This window comes from Dictyobacter kobayashii (assembly GCF_003967555.1).
Lineage (GTDB): Bacteria > Chloroflexota > Ktedonobacteria > Ktedonobacterales > Ktedonobacteraceae > Dictyobacter > Dictyobacter kobayashii.
The window spans coordinates 5,368,246-5,390,121 of the sequence record NZ_BIFS01000001.1; the positions used below are offsets into that span (position 1 = coordinate 5,368,246).

The 21,876-nt window shown below is 51.4% G+C and carries 23 protein-coding genes and 2 pseudogenes; 11 read left to right on the forward strand and 14 right to left on the reverse strand.

Features of this window, described 5'->3' with window-relative positions:
- Positions 1-27: 27 nt before the first annotated feature.
- The 5 genes and pseudogenes from EL645_RS23640 to EL645_RS23660 all read left to right on the forward strand — a co-directional run bounded on the left by EL645_RS23640 (position 28) and on the right by EL645_RS23660 (position 6,491).
- Positions 28-462, forward strand: coding sequence for a hypothetical protein (locus tag EL645_RS23640; protein ID WP_126552790.1), 435 nt, complete (start codon positions 28-30; stop codon positions 460-462).
- Positions 463-845: 383 nt separating this feature from the next.
- Positions 846-2,357 carry a hypothetical protein gene (locus tag EL645_RS23645; protein ID WP_174845313.1) on the forward strand — a complete coding sequence of 504 codons (1,512 nt, stop codon included), beginning with the start codon at positions 846-848 and terminating at the stop codon, positions 2,355-2,357.
- Between the two features lie 168 nt (positions 2,358-2,525).
- Positions 2,526-3,622 (forward strand): annotated as a pseudogene (locus EL645_RS23650) (dipeptidase).
- Between the two features lie 272 nt (positions 3,623-3,894).
- On the forward strand, positions 3,895-5,799 hold the full coding sequence (locus EL645_RS23655; protein WP_126552792.1) for a sensor histidine kinase: 1,905 nt from the start codon (positions 3,895-3,897) through the stop codon (positions 5,797-5,799).
- A 107-nt stretch (positions 5,800-5,906) separates the two neighbouring features.
- The gene (locus tag EL645_RS23660) at positions 5,907-6,491 is read left to right on the forward strand and encodes a pentapeptide repeat-containing protein (protein WP_161977629.1); all 585 of its coding nucleotides are present in this window, start codon (positions 5,907-5,909) and stop codon (positions 6,489-6,491) included.
- Between the two features lie 254 nt (positions 6,492-6,745).
- Here the strand turns inward: EL645_RS23660 and EL645_RS23665 are convergent, their stop codons facing one another.
- The 5 genes and pseudogenes from EL645_RS23665 to EL645_RS42985 all read right to left on the reverse strand — a co-directional run.
- Positions 6,746-7,204, reverse strand: a complete 459-nt coding sequence (locus EL645_RS23665) for an SRPBCC family protein (protein ID WP_126552796.1) — start codon at positions 7,202-7,204, stop codon at positions 6,746-6,748.
- Positions 7,205-7,254: 50 nt separating this feature from the next.
- Positions 7,255-7,521 carry an acyl carrier protein gene (locus EL645_RS23670; protein ID WP_161977630.1) on the reverse strand — a complete coding sequence of 89 codons (267 nt, stop codon included), beginning with the start codon at positions 7,519-7,521 and terminating at the stop codon, positions 7,255-7,257.
- A 70-nt stretch (positions 7,522-7,591) separates the two neighbouring features.
- Positions 7,592-8,863, reverse strand: coding sequence for a beta-ketoacyl-[acyl-carrier-protein] synthase family protein (locus EL645_RS23675; protein WP_126552800.1), 1,272 nt, complete (start codon positions 8,861-8,863; stop codon positions 7,592-7,594).
- A gap of 24 nt (positions 8,864-8,887) precedes the next feature.
- Positions 8,888-9,412, reverse strand: coding sequence for a beta-ketoacyl-[acyl-carrier-protein] synthase family protein (locus tag EL645_RS42980; protein ID WP_371865755.1), 525 nt, complete (start codon positions 9,410-9,412; stop codon positions 8,888-8,890).
- Positions 9,413-9,445: 33 nt separating this feature from the next.
- Positions 9,446-10,149: pseudogene (locus tag EL645_RS42985) on the reverse strand (beta-ketoacyl synthase N-terminal-like domain-containing protein); the annotation flags it as partial.
- A 461-nt stretch (positions 10,150-10,610) separates the two neighbouring features.
- On the opposite strand from EL645_RS42985, the gene EL645_RS23685 reads away from it, so the two are divergent.
- Positions 10,611-11,114: a hypothetical protein gene (locus tag EL645_RS23685; protein ID WP_126552802.1), complete on the forward strand. Its 504-nt coding sequence runs from the start codon at positions 10,611-10,613 to the stop codon at positions 11,112-11,114.
- 48 nt (positions 11,115-11,162) lie between these two features.
- Here the strand turns inward: EL645_RS23685 and EL645_RS23690 are convergent, their stop codons facing one another.
- The 5 genes from EL645_RS23690 to EL645_RS23710 all read right to left on the reverse strand — a co-directional run bounded on the left by EL645_RS23690 (position 11,163) and on the right by EL645_RS23710 (position 14,235).
- The gene (locus tag EL645_RS23690) at positions 11,163-12,056 is read right to left on the reverse strand and encodes a nucleotidyltransferase domain-containing protein (protein ID WP_126552804.1); all 894 of its coding nucleotides are present in this window, start codon (positions 12,054-12,056) and stop codon (positions 11,163-11,165) included.
- A 147-nt stretch (positions 12,057-12,203) separates the two neighbouring features.
- Positions 12,204-12,491, reverse strand: a complete 288-nt coding sequence (locus EL645_RS23695) for a hypothetical protein (protein ID WP_126552806.1) — start codon at positions 12,489-12,491, stop codon at positions 12,204-12,206.
- Complete coding sequence (locus tag EL645_RS23700; RefSeq protein ID WP_161977631.1) at positions 12,488-12,850, reverse strand: nucleoside deaminase; 363 nt, start codon at positions 12,848-12,850, stop codon at positions 12,488-12,490. Before EL645_RS23700 ends, EL645_RS23695 begins: the two co-directional genes overlap by 4 nt.
- Before the next feature lie 146 nt (positions 12,851-12,996).
- The gene (locus EL645_RS39500; protein WP_161977632.1) at positions 12,997-13,173 is read right to left on the reverse strand and encodes an NUDIX hydrolase; all 177 of its coding nucleotides are present in this window, start codon (positions 13,171-13,173) and stop codon (positions 12,997-12,999) included.
- 39 nt (positions 13,174-13,212) lie between these two features.
- Positions 13,213-14,235: a hypothetical protein gene (locus EL645_RS23710; RefSeq protein WP_126552812.1), complete on the reverse strand. Its 1,023-nt coding sequence runs from the start codon at positions 14,233-14,235 to the stop codon at positions 13,213-13,215.
- Positions 14,236-14,441: 206 nt separating this feature from the next.
- Here EL645_RS23710 and EL645_RS23715 point away from each other — a divergent pair, with 206 nt between their 5' ends.
- The 4 genes from EL645_RS23715 (at position 14,442) to EL645_RS23730 (ending at position 17,125) form a co-directional block, all read left to right on the forward strand.
- The gene (locus tag EL645_RS23715; RefSeq protein ID WP_161977633.1) at positions 14,442-15,074 is read left to right on the forward strand and encodes a TetR/AcrR family transcriptional regulator; all 633 of its coding nucleotides are present in this window, start codon (positions 14,442-14,444) and stop codon (positions 15,072-15,074) included.
- 74 nt (positions 15,075-15,148) lie between these two features.
- Entirely contained in the window at positions 15,149-15,586 is a 438-nt protein-coding gene (locus EL645_RS23720) for an ester cyclase (RefSeq protein WP_126552816.1), read from the forward strand.
- A 489-nt stretch (positions 15,587-16,075) separates the two neighbouring features.
- A complete protein-coding gene (locus EL645_RS23725; RefSeq protein ID WP_126552818.1) occupies positions 16,076-16,474 on the forward strand; it encodes an NUDIX hydrolase in 399 nt (132 codons plus the stop codon).
- Positions 16,475-16,651: 177 nt separating this feature from the next.
- On the forward strand, positions 16,652-17,125 hold the full coding sequence (locus EL645_RS23730) for a DinB family protein (protein ID WP_126552820.1): 474 nt from the start codon (positions 16,652-16,654) through the stop codon (positions 17,123-17,125).
- Between the two features lie 42 nt (positions 17,126-17,167).
- On the opposite strand, the gene EL645_RS23735 is transcribed toward EL645_RS23730, so the two are convergent.
- The 4 genes from EL645_RS23735 to EL645_RS23750 form a co-directional block, all read right to left on the reverse strand.
- Positions 17,168-17,971: an SRPBCC family protein gene (locus tag EL645_RS23735; RefSeq protein ID WP_126552822.1), complete on the reverse strand. Its 804-nt coding sequence runs from the start codon at positions 17,969-17,971 to the stop codon at positions 17,168-17,170.
- Complete coding sequence (locus tag EL645_RS23740) at positions 17,919-18,233, reverse strand: hypothetical protein (RefSeq protein ID WP_126552823.1); 315 nt, start codon at positions 18,231-18,233, stop codon at positions 17,919-17,921. Before EL645_RS23740 ends, EL645_RS23735 begins: the two co-directional genes overlap by 53 nt.
- A 254-nt stretch (positions 18,234-18,487) precedes the next feature.
- Positions 18,488-19,750 carry an MFS transporter gene (locus tag EL645_RS23745; protein WP_126552825.1) on the reverse strand — a complete coding sequence of 421 codons (1,263 nt, stop codon included), beginning with the start codon at positions 19,748-19,750 and terminating at the stop codon, positions 18,488-18,490.
- Positions 19,751-20,208: 458 nt separating this feature from the next.
- The gene (locus EL645_RS23750; protein ID WP_126552827.1) at positions 20,209-20,484 is read right to left on the reverse strand and encodes a DUF5808 domain-containing protein; all 276 of its coding nucleotides are present in this window, start codon (positions 20,482-20,484) and stop codon (positions 20,209-20,211) included.
- Between the two features lie 905 nt (positions 20,485-21,389).
- Between EL645_RS23750 and EL645_RS23760 the strand changes: the two genes are divergently transcribed.
- Complete coding sequence (locus EL645_RS23760) at positions 21,390-21,848, forward strand: hypothetical protein (RefSeq protein WP_161977634.1); 459 nt, start codon at positions 21,390-21,392, stop codon at positions 21,846-21,848.
- Positions 21,849-21,876: the final 28 nt, after the last annotated feature.

Genomic DNA, 21,876 nt, shown 5'->3' on the forward strand with positions numbered 1-21,876 from the left:
TTGCCTTATCAACATAAGGAGAAGTATATGTCGAGCCAGCAATCCCGGCCAGCCAAAAAGGAAATCTTTATCAACATCCGCAAATTGGCTGCCTTAGACCTTGTCTTTCATGGTTCCCGCTTTATTCTTGCTGAATTTGCGCTGGGAGTCTTTCTCTGTAGTGGTTTTGGGATCTTCAGCCTCTTTGCCTTCTTTAATAACCCTGGTCATCCGCTCTTCATGATGATCATAGGTCTGGTTCTTGCGTGGATTGCCTTAAACTATGTGCCGCTCCTGCTCTATGCCATTAGTATTGTGAGGCATGAGAGCGCCCGGCAGGAGGTGGCGTTTGAGCTTGAGCACAAAGCGACCTATGGGCGCAAATATACACTTCAAGCAACGGGACTTTTGTTGCTCCCGCTCGCTGTGCCCGCTTTAGCTATTATCCAAGAAATACAAAGAAGGTCCGCTTATAAGCAATGAGTACTTTCTACCCATCTTCTTGTATCGAGCTTATGAACTATGCTAATCTAATGTGGAAAAGAAGCATCGATGTCGTTCTTTGAGATTAAGAGACGCTTTTTCGCTCTAACCATATTGGAGCTTTTGTAGATCCAAGACGTTGTGGCGGCGCCAGTGGTCGTATGCTTAAAAATAAAACATATTGTCATTATATAGTACTTCCTAGTGAATTTCTGGCAGATAATAGAAAGTTCGTGTGTGGAATGGTATCATTTTGAATTGAGATGCGTCTATGTCATGCGCGAACTTCTTGTTCCACAAGATATCACTGTTTGCCATTATTTAAAGAAAAATTGCTCATTGCTGGTCGGACGCATAAGCAAAAGAGTAAGAAAGAGAACCCTATGCAAACAGAAGCCCCATTTTTGCCACAGACTCCACCTTCCTGGGATGGGCAAAAAAACCAGCGGAAACGGCGTAAACGCATAAGTCCGCTTGGACTTATTGGGACGATTGTAACCCTGGTAGTGTTGTTAGGTGCGGGGACCTTTATTTTTATTCTTCCTCGTATTATGTCCCATGCAGCAAACGCACAACCCAACATGGATTGTACCTTGATCGTTCCCGCCAATCCACTCTCGGCACAGGGGTTAGCCACTCCATATCAACTGGTGGCGACGAATCCTAACAATGGGCCCTGCAACGAGTCAAATGCTGCTCAAAGTGCCTTTGTGCAGGGTGTGATCTATGATCCAGGCGGTGGTACATTTAGCGTTTATAATCCGCTGGTCATCGATAAGGGGACTCAGCCAGCGCTTGCGCCTATGCAGCCCCGCTTACCTGCCGGCTCGATTGTCGCTCTCTGGTTTGGTTTCAACGGCAATAATTTGTCTCTCCGGGGGCGCAATGATGATGCGTTAGGGCAGGGACGGTGTGTAAATGGCCAGAATCGCTCGATCTTTGGGCAATTTGCCTATTGTAATGCTCCTGCTTTCTTTGGTGCTGTCAATCAAGGCATTGTTGCTCAGCGTGTGAAGGTGCCGGCCCTGGGTGTGGCGAAGGATGGCAAGCCATGTCCGACGGTGCGCGATTTCAGCGTGATTGACCAGGACCAGAGCGATAATGTGCAGACCCGCTATCTGGCTACGGGTAATGGTCAGGTGGCCCAGTTTTCGGCAGCCAATCAGGCACAATTACAGAATGCCACCGTCGTTGCCAATCCAAGCGATAATGCGCTGCTGACTAACTTCCTTGATCCTGCCCTGGGATGTAAATCCTGGACGGCCCCCAATCTGGCTGATAATGGTGCGCCCGCGTCGGCTCTACCCCTGGATGAGTTGCAGGCCTCAGTTTATCAGGCCAAACCGATTGCCCTGGTGCCATCGACCGATCCGATGACGATGGTCTCGCAGGGTAAACAGACTGTGCAGAGTCTGGATAAGACGAATCTGTATCGTCGTGGCGTGGACCAGATTCCGGCTACCAATGATCAACAGGCCAGTGGAGCACAATACTGTCAGGACATGGTTACAACTGGTCTGCCACGTTTGCAGCTGGACAAACAATTGACCATTGGCGCTGGTACACCCGATCCCGCTGCCGCCAACAATCTCTTTACTTTCCTGGCCCAGCGCTTCCAGGGATCATACGACAACCTGAACTGCCCTCAATTATTGAAGATGGCCAATCCTGTGACCACGCAGAAGGATGGTAATGGTGTGGTGACGTCGGCTACCTTTAATATGACCCCACCCCCACCTGTTACCAATCCGCTTAACTGTGTGGTGAATGGACAGCAGGTAGCGGGCTGCACGGGCAGTGCGACCCTCAATGGCGTCACCTGTACCTTCTCTACCCAGAACAACACGGTCGTCATCAATTGTCCCAGGAATCATATGGTGCCTCAACAAAGATAGAAACTCTATACGATTTATATAGTGCGTTACGGGAAAAGTACATACATACTTTTCCCGTAACGCACTATATAAATCGTATTTTCTGGCCACATCTGGCGTTTCCGGAAATTGCGGTCCTGCTGAGAACTCTCTAGAATTGGTGTATAGTTGATGAAGGAGATAGACTGCATGGCTGTTTTTGATGGTTTGCCGATAATCGATGGGCACAATGATACCTTGCTACGCCTGCATAGTGCTTTATCAGGACAAGCTGGTACTGAGCAGGGGGTGGGGCCAGACTTTTTTGTGGAGAGTAGTGAGGGGCATCTTGATCTGCCGCGTGCCAGGCGTGGTGGTTTGGCGGGCGGTTTCTTTGCGATCTTTCCCAGGCATCCTGAGCAAGCGCGCTTGATGAACGAGCACCTGGTTATCTCTGAGGGGGCCTACGAGGTGCGCCCGCTGCCTGCTGTCGATCCTGCCTATGCGCAACAGCTCACCCTGGCTGTAGCGGCGCGCCTCTTCCGGCTGGAAGCGGCCGCGCAGGGCCAGCTCAAAGTAGTACGGAGCGTTGCCGAGCTACAACATTGTCTGCAGGAAGGTATCCTGGCTATCATCCTCCACTTTGAAGGGCCGAGGCCATTGATCCCCGGCTGGATGCGTTGGAGGTCTTTTACCAGGCGGGCTTGCGTTCGTTGGGCCTGGTCTGGAGCCGTCCCAACGCCTTTGGTTACGGTGTCCCCTTCCGTTTTCCCCACACGCCTGATGTTGGACCTGGCCTGACGCCTGCCGGTAAGGAGCTCGTCAAGGCCTGTAATCGCCTCGGTATCATGCTTGACCTATCCCACCTGAATGAGCAGGGCTTCTGGGATGTCGAGCGCCTCTCGCAGGCTCCGCTGGTGGCTACCCACACGGCGGCCCATGCGCTATGTCCATCCGCGCGTAACCTGACCGATCGCCAGCTAGATGCTATTCGCGCCTCGGATGGCATGGTCGGATTGAATTTCGATGTGGCCGATTTGCGTGCGGATGCCCATATGGACCCCAACACGCCACTTAGCGTGATGATCCAGCATATTGATTACCTGGTGGAGCGCCTCGGCATTGATGGCGTCGGCTTTGGCTCTGACTTCGATGGCGGCATTACCGTTGCGCAGGAGATCCAGGACGTGTCTGGTCTGCCCAGGCTGCTGGCCGCCTTGCGTGCGCATGGCTACGATGAGAGCGCCCTGCGTAAATTGACCCATCAGAACTGGTTGCGTATCCTCAACCAGACCTGGCGCTCCTGAGATGATTGCTCGCTGAATAAGGGGAGATGATACGTGGCTGTTTACCAGAGCTAATATAAACTATTCCTGGCCTTCTCAAGAAAGTGGAAAAAAACGCATTGATGATCGTGGCGTTTGCATCTCACCCTGCCAGTGTGGCTTTATTTACTCATGGTCAAAAAATCTCTTTAAAGTCTCTTTATAGTACAGCAGGACGTTTAATTAGTAGTCCAACCTGCAACATCTTAAACATACTTGCTTGATGAGTGTTTGATGATGAGAAAGATGGTACTATGAAGCAGCCTGGTGAACTTAGTGGATCGTTACCTGTTCCACTTGCTTTACTGCGAGATAATCAGCAGGCGTTTTTTGATATGATGTCTGCCGAGGTTGGTTTATGGTCATGGAGTAAAGATAGTGGGGCCATCACTATTCTCAATGAGCGTATGGCAGCGCTACTGGGCTTGCCGGGGACCCAATCGATAACACTAGAGAGCTTTTTCCAGGATGTTTACCCCGAGGATTATCACCATGCCTGGCAGACCTTTAATCAAGCCATTATGGGGCAGTATGAATGGAGTTTTGAATTGCGCCTGGCACGGGAAGATCAGCCCCTGCTCTGGCTCTCGTTTCAATCGCAGGCTGTCTTTAACAAGCAGGGGAAGATGGTACGACTGCTTGGTCTGGCGCACGATATTACGATCCAGCGCGAGTTCGAAGAGCAACAGGCCAGGGAGCTCAAGGTACTGCATTTTTTGCTGGAGCATATTACTTCTGGCATCTTCTATTTTAATCATGACTGGCGCTGTACCTATATGGACCACCAGGCCGAGATAAATTTCCGCCTCTCCTTCGAGCGTGTGCGCGATAGATATATCAGTGAGGTGGTCCAACTATTTCACGTTGACGGACAGGGCACTGATATGGGCGTGCCCTCCCTCGCCCAATGGGCCATCAAAACTCAACGCCCGAGCTCGTTTGAACTCTTCTATGTTCCCTTACAGCGCTGGCTGATGGGGCACCTCTATCCCACTGACAGCGGCATTATCCTCTGTTTTATCGATATCACCAGAGCCAGGCAAACGGAGCAGGCACTCAGGGCCAGCGAGATAAAGTTCCGTCGCCTGGCCGATTCTAATGTGATTGGTATTGTTGTCTTCAATGTCCAGGGTGGCATCGTCGAAGCCAATAAAATGTTTCTGGACATGCTGGGTTATACACATGAGGATGTCTTGCAAGGAAAGTTAGGCTGGGTCACGCACACGCCGCCAGAATATCTGGATGCGGACTTTCAAGCCTTTGAGCAATTAAAAGAGACCGGTGTCTTCCTGCCCTATGAGAAAGAATTTCTGACCAGCAAGGGAGAGCGGATCTCCGTCTCACTGGCAGGCGCGGCGCTGGATGTCGGGGCCGAAACCAGTATTGCTTATGTGATGGATATGACGCAGCACCTCGAACTGGAGAGGCACCGTGCGATCCTGATGAGTATCCTGGGACATGAGTTGCGGACCCCATTGACCGCGATTAGCGGCACGCTCCAACTGGTGCAACGGCGTGTCAATAGCTATAAGCACAAGCATGATAACCTGCCGGCTGATGTCGAGCGCCTGCTGCGTACCTTCTCTGAAGCGATCGAGCTCTCCATTCGCCATACCCATATCCAGAATCGCTTGATTCATGATATGCTTGATACCGCCAGCCTCTCGCTCGATAAGCTCAAGCTCACCATGACGCCCTGTGATTTTTCCAGGGTTATTACCGATGTGGCCGACGATTTTCAAATCATTTATCCCGGCCAGGAGATCATCTTACATTTGCCTCCGAAAGAAGTGATGGTGATGGCTGATCCTGACCGCTTGAGCCAGGTTATTGCCAACTACCTTTCAAATGCCCTTAAATATAATCAACCCAATAAACCAATTGTAATTGAACTGCTGGCGAGCCACGACGAAGCGCGCTGCATGGTGCTGGATCAAGGGCCGGGGCTCTCATTGGAGGATCAGCAGCATATCTGGCTCCCATTTATGCGTGTCAAAGACACCAAAGATTGGAGTGGAAGTGGCACAAACCTTGGCCTGGGCCTCTACATCTGCCGCGTCTTGATGGAGCGCCAGGGTGGTTCCGTTGGGGTTGAGAGTACCCCGGGCCATGGCGCAACCTTCTGGGCATCCATTCCTCTGGCCAGGGAAAAAGGCTGAGTTATATGTATTATATTAAGCACCCTCCTGACAAATGGGATAATTCTTGCCCAATCTCGCTTTCTATGTTTATAATAGATCAACATGCCAAGAAAGGAGCGCTGGTTATGGCAAATCAAGCTCATATCTACGCCCTGAAACAGGGAATAGCGTTCTGGAACCAGTGGCGTCAGGAGCATCCAGAGATACAGCCAGATTTAAGTCAGGCTAACTTGAGTCAGTTTGATTTGAGCCATAGTAATCTAAGTCAGACTAACTTACGTTTCACGAATCTCTCCTCTGCCAATCTCCAGGGGGCGAACCTGAAAGGAGCTAATTTGAGCCTGGCAGTTCTCACATCTGCCAACCTTCAGGGAGCATACCTCGTTGGCGCCGATCTAACCGGGGCTGATGCCACTAATACTGATGTGCGCGATGCAGATTTGAGAAATGCTATCTTAAAAATCGCTAGATTTAGTGGTGCCGATTTACGTGGTGCCAATTTGACTGGTGCTATGGTAGACGGAACGATTTTCAATAATACAAAAAGGAGGAAAGGCTGTCTTTCTAGATATCTTTGGCGGAAACTAACGAGGCGGACTGACCAGAGGCATTCCTGGTGCATGTATTGGCACTTGTATTATTTCGCACTTATTTTTGCTCATTTTTATATTATATTTTTTTACGCAAAAAGGACGCGCAGGAGAGCATAAACTCCTGCGCGTCCTTCTCTTTTTATGGAAAGTTTAAAGGTACGGGCGCGCCAGCGCACGTACACAGATATGAGTCATCCCTAACTTTTGAAAAAGTTCCTGGGGGTGCAGGGTCTTCCCTGCCGGGGTGCGGGGTGTCCCCGCGCCCCGGCAGGAGGGCTTGCCGCCCTCCTGCACCTCCCGCATTGGGAGCGCGAAACCCATTTTTCGGATTTTTCAAAAATCCGGGATGACTCATATCTCCAAACAAAAAACTAGCTGGCGGGCGCCGCCAGATAGGACTCAATAACCTTCTTAAAGTTTGCCTGGGACTCGCCCATATGTTCCAGCATGGGTTCGAGCGAGACTTCGTTTTTGATTGGAGACTCAGGGTCCATCTCAAAGTCATCGGTCCAGGTCATTAATGTGCCACCTTCAGCAGGCTCATAGGTCCAGGTGAGGTGGTGGAAGACATAAGGGAATGAGGGGGTGCCGCGGCGAGACATGGCGACGCGATCCTTGTAATCCAGGATGCGCCACGCCTGCCAGGTATGACCTTCTTTGTTGGTCAGCTCAAAAACCAGTTTGGCAAAGCGTCCGTCGCGCTCGAACGATACAACACGGGCGGCGGACATATTGGTGTAGAGCTCGGTCCAGCGAGGGATGTCGTTGGTAAATTCAAATACCTGATCTGGATCGGCTTTTACAAATATAGAGCGAGATGCACGAGGCATAAATATAACTATCCTTTCTGTCTACAAAAATAATGTTCGGGGATATTATTTTAGTGCACGTTGCTGGCGTTTTGAGCATCCAGTACCAGTTGAATGAGATCTCCAACGGTGGCGCTTTGACGGATTTTGTCATCGGGCAGTGAAATGCCGAACTTTTTCTCCAGCTTTACGCCCAGCTCGACGCGTTCCAGTGAATCTACGGACAGATCGTCCTCCAGCAGGGTATCTGGCGACAGATCTACATCCATGCTAACATGTTCTTTGACCAACGCTTCAATTTCGCTGCTTACTTCTGCAGGTGTTGAATAAATTGCCATTGTGTATAGTGTTCCTTTCATCAAGTAGAATGGCCCAGGTTCTATAAAAATATCTGGCTATACTTAAAAACTATGACCAGCTTTGCAGTACCAGTGATGCATTGGTGCCCCCGATACCACGAGCGTTGACCAGGCAGGTATCGAGTTGCTCGACCGGTCGTGCTGTATTGGGAACATAGTCCAGATCGCATTCTGGTGCCACTTGATCGAGGTTGAGCGTACCAGGGATGATATGCTGCCGCATTGCCTGGATGGCGATGGCCATGTCTACCGCGGTGGCGGCTCCAAACATATTGCCAAAGGCCGCTTTGGGGGTACTTACCGGCACTCGCTCGGCAGCTCCTTCAAAGGCCAGGCGGATGGCACGTGTTTCTGAAATATCTTCGTTGGGGACTGCTGAGCCGGCTGCAAAGATGCAATCAACCTCTTGCGCGCTCTTATTGGCTTTCTTCAATGCTTGCGTCATTGCGGCTGCGTAACGCTGACCATCGGGGGCGGGCTGGACGGCGTCGTAGCCGTCGTAGGTTGAGGCCCAGCCACTGAGCTCGGCCAGGATAGGCGCGCCACGCTCAAGCGCGTCCTCGGCCCGTTCAAGCACAAAGAAGGCTGCTCCGTCGGCAGCCACCAGGCCATCGTGTCTGGCATCGAAGGGCCGATAAGAGTCGCTCGATTGTGTCTGGGCCTGCTTTGACATCAGTCCAGAGGTCTCATAACACAGGGCTGCGTAGGGCGAGAACGGAGCCTCAGTGCCGCCGGCGATCATAATATCAACCTTACCGCGCTGCAAGCAGTCGGCGGCATGGCCAATGGACATGGCTGCGCTGGCCCGGTCGCTAAGGAATGTACGGCCAATACCTTTGATGCCATATTGAATCGACATATTGCCCTGGACGGCAGCGGGGAACCAGGCAGTCGCCATATATGGACTCACTTCGCGCGGTCCCTGTTGCCAGAGGTGGCGTAACTCGCGTTCTGCATATTGCCAGCCGCCCAGGTTATTGCCGATACAGAGACCAACCCGATTGCTGCCCTGTTCCTGCTGGCTCCACTTTGGCTTGCCGCTTTCAAGTAGTAAATCTGCCTGCTTGAGCGCCGCCTGCACGGCGACCAGGGCATAGGTTGAGAAGAGATCGATTTTACGTACCACCCTGGGGCTAAGATAATTGGTGGGTTTGAAATCGAGCAGCTGGCCACCTGCACGGCACTGCAGGTGGGATGTATCAAAAGCGGTCAAGGGAGTAATCCCGCTCTCGCCGGCCAGCAACTTCTCCCAGAGGACATCTGGCCCGACACCATAAGGAGAAAGTACTCCCATGCCTGTAATTACGATCTTTGCTACCATTGTTTTCTGTTATTGCCTCTCTGCCTATTTTGATTCTATCACCATTGCTGCATGGAGTCCTGAAAAACCACTGGCTGTGGTGAGGAGGCGGCGATAATTATATTCACGACCCTCATTGGGCACATAATCCAGATCGCAGCGAGGATCGGGATTCTCCAGATTGATGGTTGGATGGATACGTTGCGACTGGATACTCATGGCGCAGGCTACCACCTCAACCGCGCTGGCTGCGGCCAGGGCATGACCAACCATAGATTTAGTCGAATTGACCGGGATCTCATAGGCGCGCTGGCCCAGCGATTTCTTCAGGGCTAGCGTCTCGTAATAATCATTCTGCGGCGTGGAGGTCCCGTGCGCGTTCACAAAATCGATGTCGGTGGGGGCAAGCTTGGCTTTGCAGAGCGCGCCCGTAATCGCTCTGGCCAGGTCGCGGCCCTCTGGCGACATATCGGTCATGTGGACGGCATGCTCGGTCACATCACAGCCCGTAATCTCCGCGTAGATCGGTGCCTGGCGTGCCTGGGCGTGCTCCAATTCCTCTAGCACCACGATGCCACATCCTTCCGATAGCACAAAGCCATTGCGGTCCTGATTGAATGGGCGTGATGCGCTGGTCGGATTAGTGTGGTGCGAGAGACAATTGATGATATCAAAGGCGGCGATGGTAATAGGGGTAATGGGTGCCTCACTGGCCCGGCCAGCATGATATCGTGATCTCCATAAGCAATGCTCTCATAGGCATAACTGATCGCATCCAGACCACCGATACAGCCCGTTGACAGGGTAGAGCACTCTCCCTGCAGCCCATAATGGGCCCCTACTGCCAACGACGCGGAGTTACCCATGGCTCCAAAGTACAAGAAAGGAGAAACCCCTTCAGCGTGAAATCCTTCTTGCCCATAGTTCGTAGCTTTAGTGAATTCCAAATCAAGCGTCTGGGTCCCACAGATGGCGGTTGCGAGAGTGATGCCTGCGCGTGACGCATCCCAGGAATGCTGGTCTAATTTGGAATCATGAAATGCCTGGTGCGTCGCTGCAAAGGCAAATTGGATAAACCTATCGGCCGTGTGGTAGGCCTGGGGCACATGATGGGTATTGGGATCAAAATCAGAGGCTTCACAGACGACTTGAGCCCCGAACTCGTGGTGCCCAAAGAGGCTACAACAGTTTACATCTGAGATATTGATCGCTCCTGAGTGTCCCTGGAGGAGATTTTCCCAGAAAACCTCTTTCCCAATACCTACGGGAGAAACTACCCCCAGACCTGTAATTACAACTCTTCGCATTACGCCCTTTCTTTACATGTACTTGAAAAATAAAATAGTATAGCCAGTCAGGCTGCGGTACTCAATTGTGCAGCCATGACAATGGTTATCTTGCAATACCTTACGACATGTCTTACGTTGCCAAAATATGTTATTGCTTTTCAGCCTTTTCCAGCCCATCTGGACCTCAATACTTATTGTAGCTTGTAGATTTCGAGTATGTTGACAATAAGTTCTTCATTATTGGATAACTTTAGGAAAATGCTAGCTTTAGCAGGTTGTTAAATACGCAAAAGCTACTATTAACCTAGAAGGTCACTCAATCTATATACGGAGTTTTACGTCATCAATCTTATATTACGCTATCTCTATACTATTTTTCCTAATCAATTGTCAAGTTGTATTGTTTGCGTTTAAAATGAGAATAATTATTTTTGATATTAAGGGCTAATTTACTGAAAAAGTAGGAAGGGCAGTAGCATATGAATTCTGTCATTCAAAGTTCTACCCTCGAAATAAAAAATGATATATTTCGTTGTTTTGATGTAGGGGATTTACTGCCTGGTTGTGAGCTGTTGGTAAATATTTCCAGTTCGATTATTTCTCTGGTAAAGAGAGATGTTCGGCATGAGAACTCTATTCTAGCGCAACGTATCGTGACCGAAACCGAGATGCGTGTCTTATTACCGCTACTGGCCTCGCCCGGTTGTTGCCCACAAGAAGTGTTGCAGGCCAGCTACCACTATCCGTTTGAAGAGCTACAACTCGCGCTTTTCTCGACAGATGTGCATATCAGGATGTATTGGCGTGAGCGAATACGGATGTATCACCAACGTCTATTGGATGCCCAGGAAGCGGGGAAGCGGCGAGCTGAAATGCGAGGCGTCTATAATGCATTATTTGGTTTACGTCAGAAATTAGAACAATTTGGTATCACGATCCGTGCTCGCAAAGAAGGCTATTATCTCTCCCTACTCCATTCATAATGTAACTTGCCTGGTGGCTTACATTATGAATGGAGCGAGCCAGCTGGTTCAAGCACGAATCTGAGCGAGTTTTTGGGCGGCCGCCCTGGCGCCTGGCCCAACACTGGCGATCTCTGCTTGCAGATAGCGCACATAGAGATCCAGATAGTGTTGTTCAAAGGCCAGTGCTTGTTGGCAGAGTTTGCGTAAGCGTCGGCGTTCTTCAGGCTGTTCAGGAATCAAATAGTGCCAGCGCTGGTTGCCCCAGCTATAGACCTCTTCAACAAAGTCACTCCACTCATCATTGACATACTGGCGGTACAGCTGGATACTGGCCTGTTTGCCCTCGACCTCTTTCCCAGCCTTCCAGGCAATCAAGAGGGTGGCGATCCAGCACATATTGGTGACGAACTTCTTGATGTTACGGCGCCGCTCGTTTTGCGGTGGCATCAGCGCCTGATCATAGCCGTAAAATTCACCCTCGGGATCTGGATATGCCAGTGGTAGCTCTATGCTGTCGCGGTTGCGCAACATGTTGACGCTATAAATAAAGGGAAATGCGGCGTAAAATTGCAAATACTGTTCAAAGGACTGTACTGGCAGCTGTTCGCGAATATCTTCACCCCATACCAGGTTGCTGGCTGACTTGATGCGGTAGTGCCCATTCTTGAGCAATGAGGTTTCGTCCAGTGCATTGAGCTCGGCCATAAAGGGGCTGAAGAGTGCACAATAGTGCATGATTTGCTGGATCTGGGTACGCTCAGCGGTGCTGAAATTTTCCCTGGCTACCACAAAAAGATCGATATCGCTTGTCTCGATGCCGGTATGATCGTAAAAGCTGCCATGCAGATAATAGGCCCGGATGCGACCAGGCAATATCGTTTCCAGCAGCCCAATTGTCCCGGTGAGGATTGCGTCGACCTGCTGGTTGCCTGTTGAGACCGCGAGGGTCAGCGATGCCATGAAACCTCCTGGAGTACACCTTTTTAGCGTCTCTCCTATGTAAGTATGTATAGTACTTTACAGGCAACTATCCTTCTCACGAAGAGGATTGCTGCCTGTAAAATGGTGGAGTGTCTGGTCTATTGGTAGAAAATAAGGTCCGGGCAACTAGGCGAGCTGTAGCAGTTGCCCGTGGATCTGATCGATGACAAAGGCTGCGTCCTTGCCTTCATCCTTCCACTGTGGCACCTTACCCGTTTCGTAGAGGGTGTAGCCGAGTGTTTTACCCAGTGGCAGCTCGCTGGTCAGCAGGTCGATCCAGGCTTCGGGATTGGGATGTTTCTGGCTCAAAGTGGCTTCTACCTGCAGGCCTAGCAGTACGGCTTCCAGCTCGGCATCCTCGGGACCCGTGATGTGGATATCACCATCCTTGAAAAAGGGTGTTTTATCGATCAAAGTGGTGCCGCCGCGCCGCCGTCGCGCACGGCATAGGTGATCTCTTTCATATGGGCCATGCGAACAGCTCCGGTACACATCGGGCAGGGCTCGATGATCGAGTAGAGCTTGCAGCCGTACACATTGACATTGCGCCAGTCCAACTCAAGCAGTGCGTTGAGCTCTGCATGAGCGATGCGGTTGCCTGAGATCTGTTTCCCTTCGCTTGCTTGCTCACGGATACGGTTGCGGCCATGGGCGACGATATTGCCCTCGGCATCTGTAACCACAGCTCCATGTGGCAGCGAATTATGACAATAGGCCGCCCAGGCGTCCTCTATACAAGTTTTCCAGATAGGAGAGAGACGTTGCCAGATCAAGTATATATCCTCCTTAGTGCATTTCGATCCTTAAATAAAATGGTAATACCTAAACTATTGTACATAACAAGTATGCGACATGTAAAGTTTGCCATTCTATATTTTGTTGTAAAATAGCAGCAGTTAGAAGAAAAGTAGAATACGCATTATCGGGCCCAGTATCTTGAAGCAGTTCGCGCAAGGCTGTTCGCCGGGCAATAGCCACCACCGGGTAGGAGCCAGGAGGTGTTTCCATTGCTCCAGAGGTGCTGGACGAGCAGGATCTCAGTATTGTTGTGGCGCAACACCGCGGCGGCAGTGCGCGGACGGACGTTTTGATGCACTTTGCTCAAGCCTTTCTAACTCGCTTGCTGGCTAAATTGCTAGAAAATTACCCCCGTAGCGAGCCAGGATGGCGCGGCGACTGCCAGCGGGGTATTCACGCTCATCGGGGCCAGGCTATGCTCGCAGCGTGCTCCATAGGCCATTGTGACGGTCATGGTGGCCGCGAGTGTGCGCCGCTCATCCTGGTTGAATGGTTTGCCACGGGCCGCCTCATAATCCGCGATAAACGCCAGTGTCTCCTCATGGGTCGGCGAGTCAGCCACCCCGGGCATGAATGGGATATAGGTAAAGGTCATGGCGGCATGTCCGACCAGGGCCGGCTCCTTGTCGAGTTGCAGGCTATCCCAGTCATAGATCACATGTGCCTGCTCGCCGATATAGCGAATGTGCTTGGTGCTCCAATCGATGTGGCCCAGCACCAGCTCGCCGGCTCCATGGTCCAGGATTGCTCGGGCCGGGCGTGCCAGTTCATCGATCCATTCTGCGCCCCGGCTCGTGGCCTCAAAGTCAAAAATGTTGCTGTGTGGTTTGCCCCAGAGGACGCCAGGCGGTAGGCGATGATCGAAGAGCTTGAGGTCGATGCCTGCGATGCGCTCAGGCTGGCGCAATAGGTGTAGCTGCCAGGCCAGGAGCGCGGCCATTTTTTGGCGCCATTCAGGTTGATGGGCATCGTGGAACTCGCCCTCCGCATCCAGTTCCTCCACCATAGTGATCCCATTGGCCAGCTCGGATGGTTCACAGATAGGATGGGTGCAGGGATAGCCCTGCTCTAGCAGGTAGCGCTGCACGCGTACCACAGCGCGCAGGCGCTCAATCGATTCACCCGGGCCGAGCAACTTGAGGACGATTTTTCTTCCATCCTGCAGTTGTAGCCCACAAACTACTCCGATGCTGACCTCGTAAAAGACGGTGCTGGCGATGCTGCTGCCCAGCTCACGTTTACAAAAAGTATTGATTAGCTCAACCACCGTCTGTGGCTCGGCAGTCTGAAAAATCTGTTGCAGGGGATAGGGATTGTGCCAGCGTTCCAGCTCGGCTTCAATGCATGCTTGCAGGTCCATCAATCATGATTCCTTTCTTTCTTCTGCTCTGTTAGTATCTCACATCCCGGCAACGCTGGCCTCCAGGACTAGTGGAGGCTCAATAAATCTCTTGTGCAGTGCGAGTATTTGCACAGTTTTCCGTCTCTCCTCGATTTCCCCTCTTTTCCGCTTGAAAAAATGCCTATCATCAGTTATAATTCCGATAGATGATAGAAAATAATTCAATGAAAGATGATAGCACCATGGGAAGCAAGCAACGGCGAGAGCGGGAACGGCAGGAAATTCGCCAGAGCATTCTCTCGGCTGCGCAGGCTATTGCCGCAGAGGAAGGCTGGCAGGCCGTCACTACCCGCAAGGTAGCTGAGCGCATTGAGTATAGCCAGCCGACGATCTACGAATACTTTGAGAACAAGCAGGCAATTCTTCTTGCTCTACTGCATTATGGATACGAGCGTATGTGCCAGACGATGCAACAAGCTGCTGAGAGCACGGCAAACCCGGAGGAACGGCTGCTGGCTATCAGTGATGCATACTGGAACTTTGCTTTTACTTCGCCAGAGCTCTATCAGGTGATGCATGGCTTGCAAGGAGTGGTCTTTGGACAACCGGAGACTCCTCCAGAGGCAAAACAGACCTTTGCTTTGATGCGCGAGAACGTCATGAGTTGGGCCGAAGCAACCAACACGAATTTGCCCTACCCAGACGATGCCGTGGACGCCCTCTGGGGGGTGGTTCACGGACTGACCATCCTGGCAATGGATGGACGGATCGCTCAGGGCCGGGCTCGTGCCAGGCAGATTCTGCTGCGCACGATCCGCCATCTGCTCGTTGCCTGGAAAGAGTTTCCAGACGTATAGTTCTTTTTATTGTTTTCTGATCTTAGATCGGAATTCTGTCATTGAACGATATAACAACAAGGAAGGCTTCATTCATGAACACAGCTAACATTTCTTCCAGTATACAGGACTACGAGGATCTAGTTCGCCAGTTCTATCTCCCTTTTAATACAGGCGATGTTGGTATCTATGATCGCATTCTGGCTCCAGGCTGGATCGACGATCCTCTCTCACCAGGACAGCAACCAGGCATTGAGGGCTTCAAAGCGAAGGTCCTCGAATTCCGACAGAACATTCCCGACTATCATGTCACCAATGACGAGATCCTGGTTGCAAGCAACAAAGTCGCAGTGCATTCGACCGTGCGCAGCAACTTGCAAAAGCCTGCCTCCCAAAATTCCCCAGCCGATTCTCCCTTTAAGATGCGAACGTGTGACTTCCATCACATCGAGGATGGGAAGATTGTCTATACCTGGCATCTCGAAGATTTCTACGGCCTCTTCCAGTATCTGGGAGTCATCCCCGGCCGCTGAGGAGCAAGAGCAGGTTCGGATTGGTGTGCTCCTAGACGGGAGCCGCCCACTTACAGGCACAGGGTATCCAGCCATTCAAAGGAGGCCTGACCGATTTGGAGTGGATTGCGGAGGTGGTGCGGTCATCCACACCACCTCTCCCAATAACGCGGACGCGGTCGGCGCAGATTAAAGGCATTTGATGAGCGCAATCTAGCTTGTATCCATTCCTGCTTGGCTGGACTCAAGCCTCTGATAGATAGAAGAGCTTTCGTTCCCCATTCTAATAGGTTTTGTTCTCTTTAACCAGAGCTTGTTTGAACCTGTACTAGGAAGTACCGTATATAGTAGCCGATATTTGACATTTTTATGCTTGTGCTTTAATCTTTCCCTGGAAAGAGATGCTATGTTGTTTTATTGTATCTCTTTGATTACTTTTGAGCGTTGCCATGCCAACGCTAAGGTTGTCCATCCGTAAACACCGGTCGGTAGTGCGGAGGAGGTTGTTTTATGCAGTATATTGATAAGCTAGCCTGGATTTACCTGGTTGATCAACACATTTTAAGTACCCGCTCGAAGGGCAAAGACACCTATTACTTCCCTGGCGGTAAACGCGAGCTGGGTGAGAGCGACCAGGCGGCCCTGTTGCGTGAAATTAAAGAAGAGCTGAGTGTCGATCTACAGCCGGAGACGCTCCAATTTTTTGGGCAGTTTGAGGCGCAAGCCCATGGCCAGGTCCATGGCCTGCCCATCAAAATGACCTGCTACACCGCCGAGTTTCAAGGTGAGATCGAGGCCGCCTCCGAGATTGACGAATTTGTATGGCTGACATATAAAGATAAAGAACTCTGTTCGCCTGTTGACCAGCTGATCTTTGATGTCCTGCAAGAGCGCGGGCTCCTGGCCTGATAATCTGGTGGTCTCTTCTACCGCCTCGCCTCTATTGTCCATGGAAAGAAATGTGGATCTACGCGCGTTCAACTCCTATATATGCTATAAATAGATATATCTACGTGTCCTGCTATAATGGATTATTGGTCCCGGGCAGATTTGTATATAGAGATTGATTGAAAAAGGAACTTTGCAATGGCATTTGATAATCAGGAAGAGGTTGTGGCGCTGGTTCAGCATATGGCAGCTATTCCGGAGCGCCTGGTGCATGCGATAAACGGGAAGGCTCCAGCGCAACTGATGCGTCGGCCTGCTCCTGGCGAGTGGTCTGTGCAGGAGATATTCGCCCATATGCGGGCCGTAGATGATATCGTTACTACCCGCATCTATATGTTGCTGGCCCGCCAGGGTGCCCCGCTGGTCGATTTCAACGAGCGCAGCTGGGCCGACGCCGCCCGCTACGTTAACCGTGATATTCATCAGTCTTTGACCCTTTTCACCCTGCGCCGTATCGAAATCGTGACCGTACTACGCCAGCTGTTTTTTGAAGACTGGCAGCGTTTCGGACACCATGAAACCTACGGCACCCAGACCCTACTGAGCATTGTGCGCGACCTCGCCTCACACGAAGGGGAGCACTGCTCACAGATCGAAAAGCTATTATCCTGATCAATTACAGAGTATCCCTGGCCGAAGGAACTCGCGGCATAGCTAAGTAAGCAAGCTAAGGTGAGCTAAAGGGACCCAGCCGTTCTCCCCTTGCCGATTGGTACACCACAGCCAGCCACTGTCTGCTTGATCGCCCATAAGCTCATTGCCGACAGAGACCGTGAGTTCCCGTGCCGTATAGGCGGAGCGAGCGCTTCCCGTTTTACCGTCCGCATGAAAATCGATCATATTTTTAGAAACCCAACCACTTTTCCCCCGTGGGTCCGTACACCATATCCAGATCCAATCGCTATTGCCATCCCACGCATCAACCTTCCCACTCACCTCAAAACTTTCTCCCGCACGCACCTCAAACGGATCTGTATTTGACATCCCATAATTCTTAACAACTCGATATCTTTTTACATCCAGGAGCTTTTGCAGCCGGGGCAAGAAGTAGATCCAGCCTGCCAGATGGTCTTCGATGCGCAGCTTTTGGTCCTGGGGCGTGTCCGTATACGGGCCGTGGCTCAAGAGCAGGCGCGTCCCATCTGTTTCCATGGGCTCAAAGCGTACCTGTACGATTTTTTCACCATCCTCCGGCGTGTGATCCCATTGCCAGCTGAAGGCCAGGAGCTGGCCCGGCTCAAAGGCCGTATAGTGGCCGCGCAGGTGCCAGCCCATCTGGGGCCAGCTCAGGTGATAGTTTCCTCCTGGCTCTGGCTGGACCTCCGCTTCCTGGGGCCACCAGCGCCGGAGCAATGTGGGTTCAATCCAATGATTGAAGATGATTGGCGCGGCAACCTGCGGGAAATCAGCCGCAACCAGGAGCGTGTCGGGACCAGATGGCAATTGGATCGCGATCATACCGTACCTCACAGTGATGTTTATATTTGGGATGATGGATAATAAACATCATTATACAATACGAGAGGTATGTCGAGACATGTTTGCCCCAGATGGAGAACATTACTGCGGGTACCAGAGCTGCATCTTCTTCAATATTTGAAGGGGCAATTTTTCCTGGCTTACCTTTGGCCTGGAGCAGCATAAAGCTAATGAGCAAACTGCTAAAGAGGATGAAGGCAACGCAACTCCAGAAGAGATCATAGCCGAAGGAATCGAACATCTTTCCACCTCATCTACTACTTGCACAACCACCAGTTTCGGCCGTCAGCCGCAGATCAGCGGCACGACGATCGTGATATATGTATTGTACAGTAGAAATGCACCAATGTACAGCCTTCTTTATTTTTTGGTGATAGCCACTCCCAAAAAGCTCACAGAAACCTCACCGCCTCCACGTGTGAAGGGCAGCGTAGATCATAGTGGATCATATAGAAAGGAAGTCTTTCTATATGATCCACAAAAGATTCCTGGTCCTCAGACGGCGAGGGTTTTTTCCATCTGGCGCAAGAATTTAATCTGGAAGAGGACGCAGATGGCTAGAATGATCTGCGGGATGAAGAGCAGGGCGATGGTCGCATAGGGGCCAGCATACTGGAGCATCAGGCCGTTGATGGCCAGGCCGATTGGCTGGCTGCCAAAGGCGATCAGGCGAAAGACGGCGTTGATGCGTCCGCGCAGATGATCTGGTGTCAACGCGGTACGTACGCTGAGCTGTTGCACCATGTATATGGGCACGATGACAAAGCCGAGCGAGTTGGCGACGCCCAGCATAAATGGATTGTGGGCCAAGGCGAAAAGCAACCAGCTGAGCGCCCACACCCAGACGGAGCCGACAATCATGTGGGTCAGGCCAAAGGCGCGATAGAGGGGACCCGCCAGCAGTGCGCCGACGATGCTGCCAAGGCCACCACTGGCCAGGATTAAGCTGAGAGCGGCGTTGCTGGCATGCATCTGTTGGGCCATCACATCGATGATCAGCAGATAGCCAGAGCAGGGCGCCATCAAGCCAAAGGTTAGCAGGGCCAGAAAGCGGATCAGCCTGTGCTGCCACAGCCAGTTCATACCTTCCCAGATGTCGTGCCAGAGCGCGCCGGGCGGGGCCTCGCGCTCCTGCTGAAATTGGGTCCGGATGAAAAAGAGTGAGCAGACCGAGAGTGCTGTTGAGATGGCATCGGCGATGAAGGGAATGGCCCGGCCCAGGCTGAAGAGCACCGGACCCAGCGCGGGCCCTACTGTGGCGGCGCTGGATGTGATGGTCTCATTGATGCTCAGCGCCTGGGGAATCTGTCTCCGATTGACCACCGCAGGCAGCGCCGAAGTATTGGCCAGGCTGAAGAAGATGCCCAGGGACTCATTGCAAAAGGCGACCAGGGCGATGTGGACTAGTGTGAGCTGATTGAACAGCAGGGCTACAGCCAGGCTGGCCAGCCCAAGCGTGCTTACGCTATCACAGATAATCATGACCTTTTTGCGATCCCAGCGATCTACCAGCGCACCGGCTGGCAGGCAGAATAGCAGTAGTGAGAGCGACCCGATGGCCGTCACCAGGCCAGCAATCGCCGGTGAGTTGGTTAAGGCTAGCAGGAGCAGCGGCAGCGTCACCTGGGTAATCTGGGTTCCGGTGAGCGAGATCCCCTGTCCTCCAATCAAGATTAAGAAGCCCGGATTGCGCCAGAGCGCCTTTGGCTTATGATCTTTGGCCAGTTGCGTATCTGGTGGTTGAGAGACTATAGACACCTGTAGATCCTTTCTTCATAGCAGGAAGTGCAATACATACAACATGCGGGGGCACTTCTCATATGGTGGAGTAGCTACAGGCGGGCAGTACAAAAAAGCCGCAGGCACTCGCTAAACGAGAAGTGCCCTGTGGCGAAGACGCGTGGGTGGGGTGCAGGTGGCGGAGAGAAAGCAGGTAGCTTAACGCAGGCTACCGTACCACCTGGACATGCGCTTTGTTGGTTTCTATGCCGCTACAGACCCAGCGCGTTCGCCTGAGCGGCTGTGACAACATAGGGAATGTAATCGTAGAGCGGCATATCATGATCCTTTATGCTAATTCATCAGTTTCTCTAGAAAGCATATCATGATTTTTCGATCAAAGTAAAGCCTTCAGAAAAGTAGCTCCTGAACAACTATTTTGCGTAGTTTCTTTTTCATAAATCTTTTTACATTTTGCCATTGTTATTATTGATTGATTAATGGTGGAGGAGGGCAATCACAATCAATGCCAGCAGCACAGGAATAATCACAGCCAGCAGTGAGAAGATGACGAGTCGGCTCTGCTTGTGATTGGCGAAATTGATGGTCGAGCCATAGCCGTTGTTCCTGGGTACGATGCCACGCGGATCGTCGGGGTTGTGGTAGAACAGGCCCAGCACAAAGTGTTCACGGTCCGCTGGTGCATTAGGATTGGATGCCATCATAGGCTGCTGGCTGTTTCGTGGCGCGCTATCGGCGCGTTGGTTCTCCATGCTTTTATCTCCTCCTTGCAATAAGCTTCCTTACTATCAAGCAATATTCATCCCGATAATTTTTACCCCGACTACTTAAATTTAGGGATTTTTTGCAACCTTGCATGAATATCTAAGAATTTAGCAAAAGAGATGATTGATTTTTTCGACGCTATAATGGTATTATAACCTGCATTAGAATCAAGCCGTGAGAAAGGCGTGGCATGAGTTGGAGGTGTGACAGATCATTTAATATGACGATCCATTTAACAGGATTCTCTTCACTCTGCTTGCCCTGGATTATTAGAGCCGCCAGGTTGGCGAACTTTGTTAAAGAAAGGACAGATAGTGCCATAGCATGTTCTTGCGAACAGGGGGCCAACGAGATGCAAAAAGTCTTATTCCTCTCAGGTTCTTATGTTGGAACCCATGCTGATAGTACTATCCAGACACTACACACATCTCTTTTGTGGTTATATGATGTTCTGTTAGTTTTTAATGTGCATTGCATATCAGCGCTTGCTAGATCGATTTATGCACAAGCAACGATGCCACGACAGCGCTGGCTTGCATAGGCCTGTTCGCCCAGGATGGGACGAACATATACATGATAGAAAGGAAGGATGTGTCAGCACGAGGATTATGATCTGGAAATCGGGCCCTCGGCTGACACGATGTTCCTTATGAAGAGCATACCATTGTCAATTATGACAGTCAAGAAATGTATTTCGCGATCAGTGAAAGATCTGTCACTGCCAGTAATAGTATGTGATTTATTCGACCAGATAGGGGGCGGTGATGAACTTGATCTGCTCTTTTGAGGATCTGGAAGGTCTGAGTCGAAAAATGTCACAGCGTGAACTTTGCTGGCATGATTGCTATGCAGCATCGTTGACGACGACCTGCTCGTCCTGGCGGTGGCTGAGATGTTTTACCATCAGACCAGTATCACCGAATGGGGTATGGCCTTTGTGCGCTGGATAATGTTCGTCAAGGAGAGTATACAGCCCGAAGTCTGCTGCACGATAGCGGACGTGGCTGCTCACTTCTGCCTGTCTGAACGCCAGATCCGACGCCATCTCCTGACTATGAAGAGTAGTGGTTTGCTGGAGATCACCGACTGCATTGACATGGCTGGCCGCAGGACCGGGTACTGCTACTATGACTGTACTCCATTTCTGCGCCGTATCGCAGCCCTGGCCCAGGAGCATGCTCAGTTGCGCCTGGATGAGCAATTTGCCATCGACCCATCCTCAATTGAACCCTCTATGGTAGCGGAACCATACGACGAGCTGCAATTCTCGGACGGGTTTGTGTCATATGTGTCCATGCCGGACGGGACATATGTGTCCATGCCGGACGGGACATATGTGTCCATGCTGTGAGTGGGCCGACAATGTTGTCAATTCAGCT

Bases quoted from the DNA above. Each gene is read 5' to 3' on its own strand.
- EL645_RS23640 (WP_126552790.1), top strand. From the start codon at position 28: ATGTCGAGCCAGCAATCCCGGCCAGCCAAAAAGGAAATCTTTATCAAC.
- EL645_RS23645 (WP_174845313.1), top strand. From the start codon at position 846: ATGCAAACAGAAGCCCCATTTTTGCCACAGACTCCACCTTCCTGGGAT.
- EL645_RS23655 (WP_126552792.1), top strand. From the start codon at position 3,895: ATGAAGCAGCCTGGTGAACTTAGTGGATCGTTACCTGTTCCACTTGCT.
- EL645_RS23660 (WP_161977629.1), top strand. From the start codon at position 5,907: ATGGCAAATCAAGCTCATATCTACGCCCTGAAACAGGGAATAGCGTTC.
- EL645_RS23665 (WP_126552796.1), bottom strand. From the start codon at position 7,204: ATGCCTCGTGCATCTCGCTCTATATTTGTAAAAGCCGATCCAGATCAG.
- EL645_RS23670 (WP_161977630.1), bottom strand. From the start codon at position 7,521: ATGGCAATTTATTCAACACCTGCAGAAGTAAGCAGCGAAATTGAAGCG.
- EL645_RS23675 (WP_126552800.1), bottom strand. From the start codon at position 8,863: ATGGTAGCAAAGATCGTAATTACAGGCATGGGAGTACTTTCTCCTTAT.
- EL645_RS23685 (WP_126552802.1), top strand. From the start codon at position 10,611: ATGAATTCTGTCATTCAAAGTTCTACCCTCGAAATAAAAAATGATATA.
- EL645_RS23690 (WP_126552804.1), bottom strand. From the start codon at position 12,056: ATGGCATCGCTGACCCTCGCGGTCTCAACAGGCAACCAGCAGGTCGAC.
- EL645_RS23710 (WP_126552812.1), bottom strand. From the start codon at position 14,235: ATGGACCTGCAAGCATGCATTGAAGCCGAGCTGGAACGCTGGCACAAT.
- EL645_RS23715 (WP_161977633.1), top strand. From the start codon at position 14,442: ATGAAAGATGATAGCACCATGGGAAGCAAGCAACGGCGAGAGCGGGAA.
- EL645_RS23720 (WP_126552816.1), top strand. From the start codon at position 15,149: ATGAACACAGCTAACATTTCTTCCAGTATACAGGACTACGAGGATCTA.
- EL645_RS23725 (WP_126552818.1), top strand. From the start codon at position 16,076: ATGCAGTATATTGATAAGCTAGCCTGGATTTACCTGGTTGATCAACAC.
- EL645_RS23730 (WP_126552820.1), top strand. From the start codon at position 16,652: ATGGCATTTGATAATCAGGAAGAGGTTGTGGCGCTGGTTCAGCATATG.
- EL645_RS23735 (WP_126552822.1), bottom strand. From the start codon at position 17,971: ATGATCGCGATCCAATTGCCATCTGGTCCCGACACGCTCCTGGTTGCG.
- EL645_RS23740 (WP_126552823.1), bottom strand. From the start codon at position 18,233: ATGTTCGATTCCTTCGGCTATGATCTCTTCTGGAGTTGCGTTGCCTTC.
- EL645_RS23750 (WP_126552827.1), bottom strand. From the start codon at position 20,484: ATGGAGAACCAACGCGCCGATAGCGCGCCACGAAACAGCCAGCAGCCT.
- EL645_RS23760 (WP_161977634.1), top strand. From the start codon at position 21,390: ATGTTTTACCATCAGACCAGTATCACCGAATGGGGTATGGCCTTTGTG.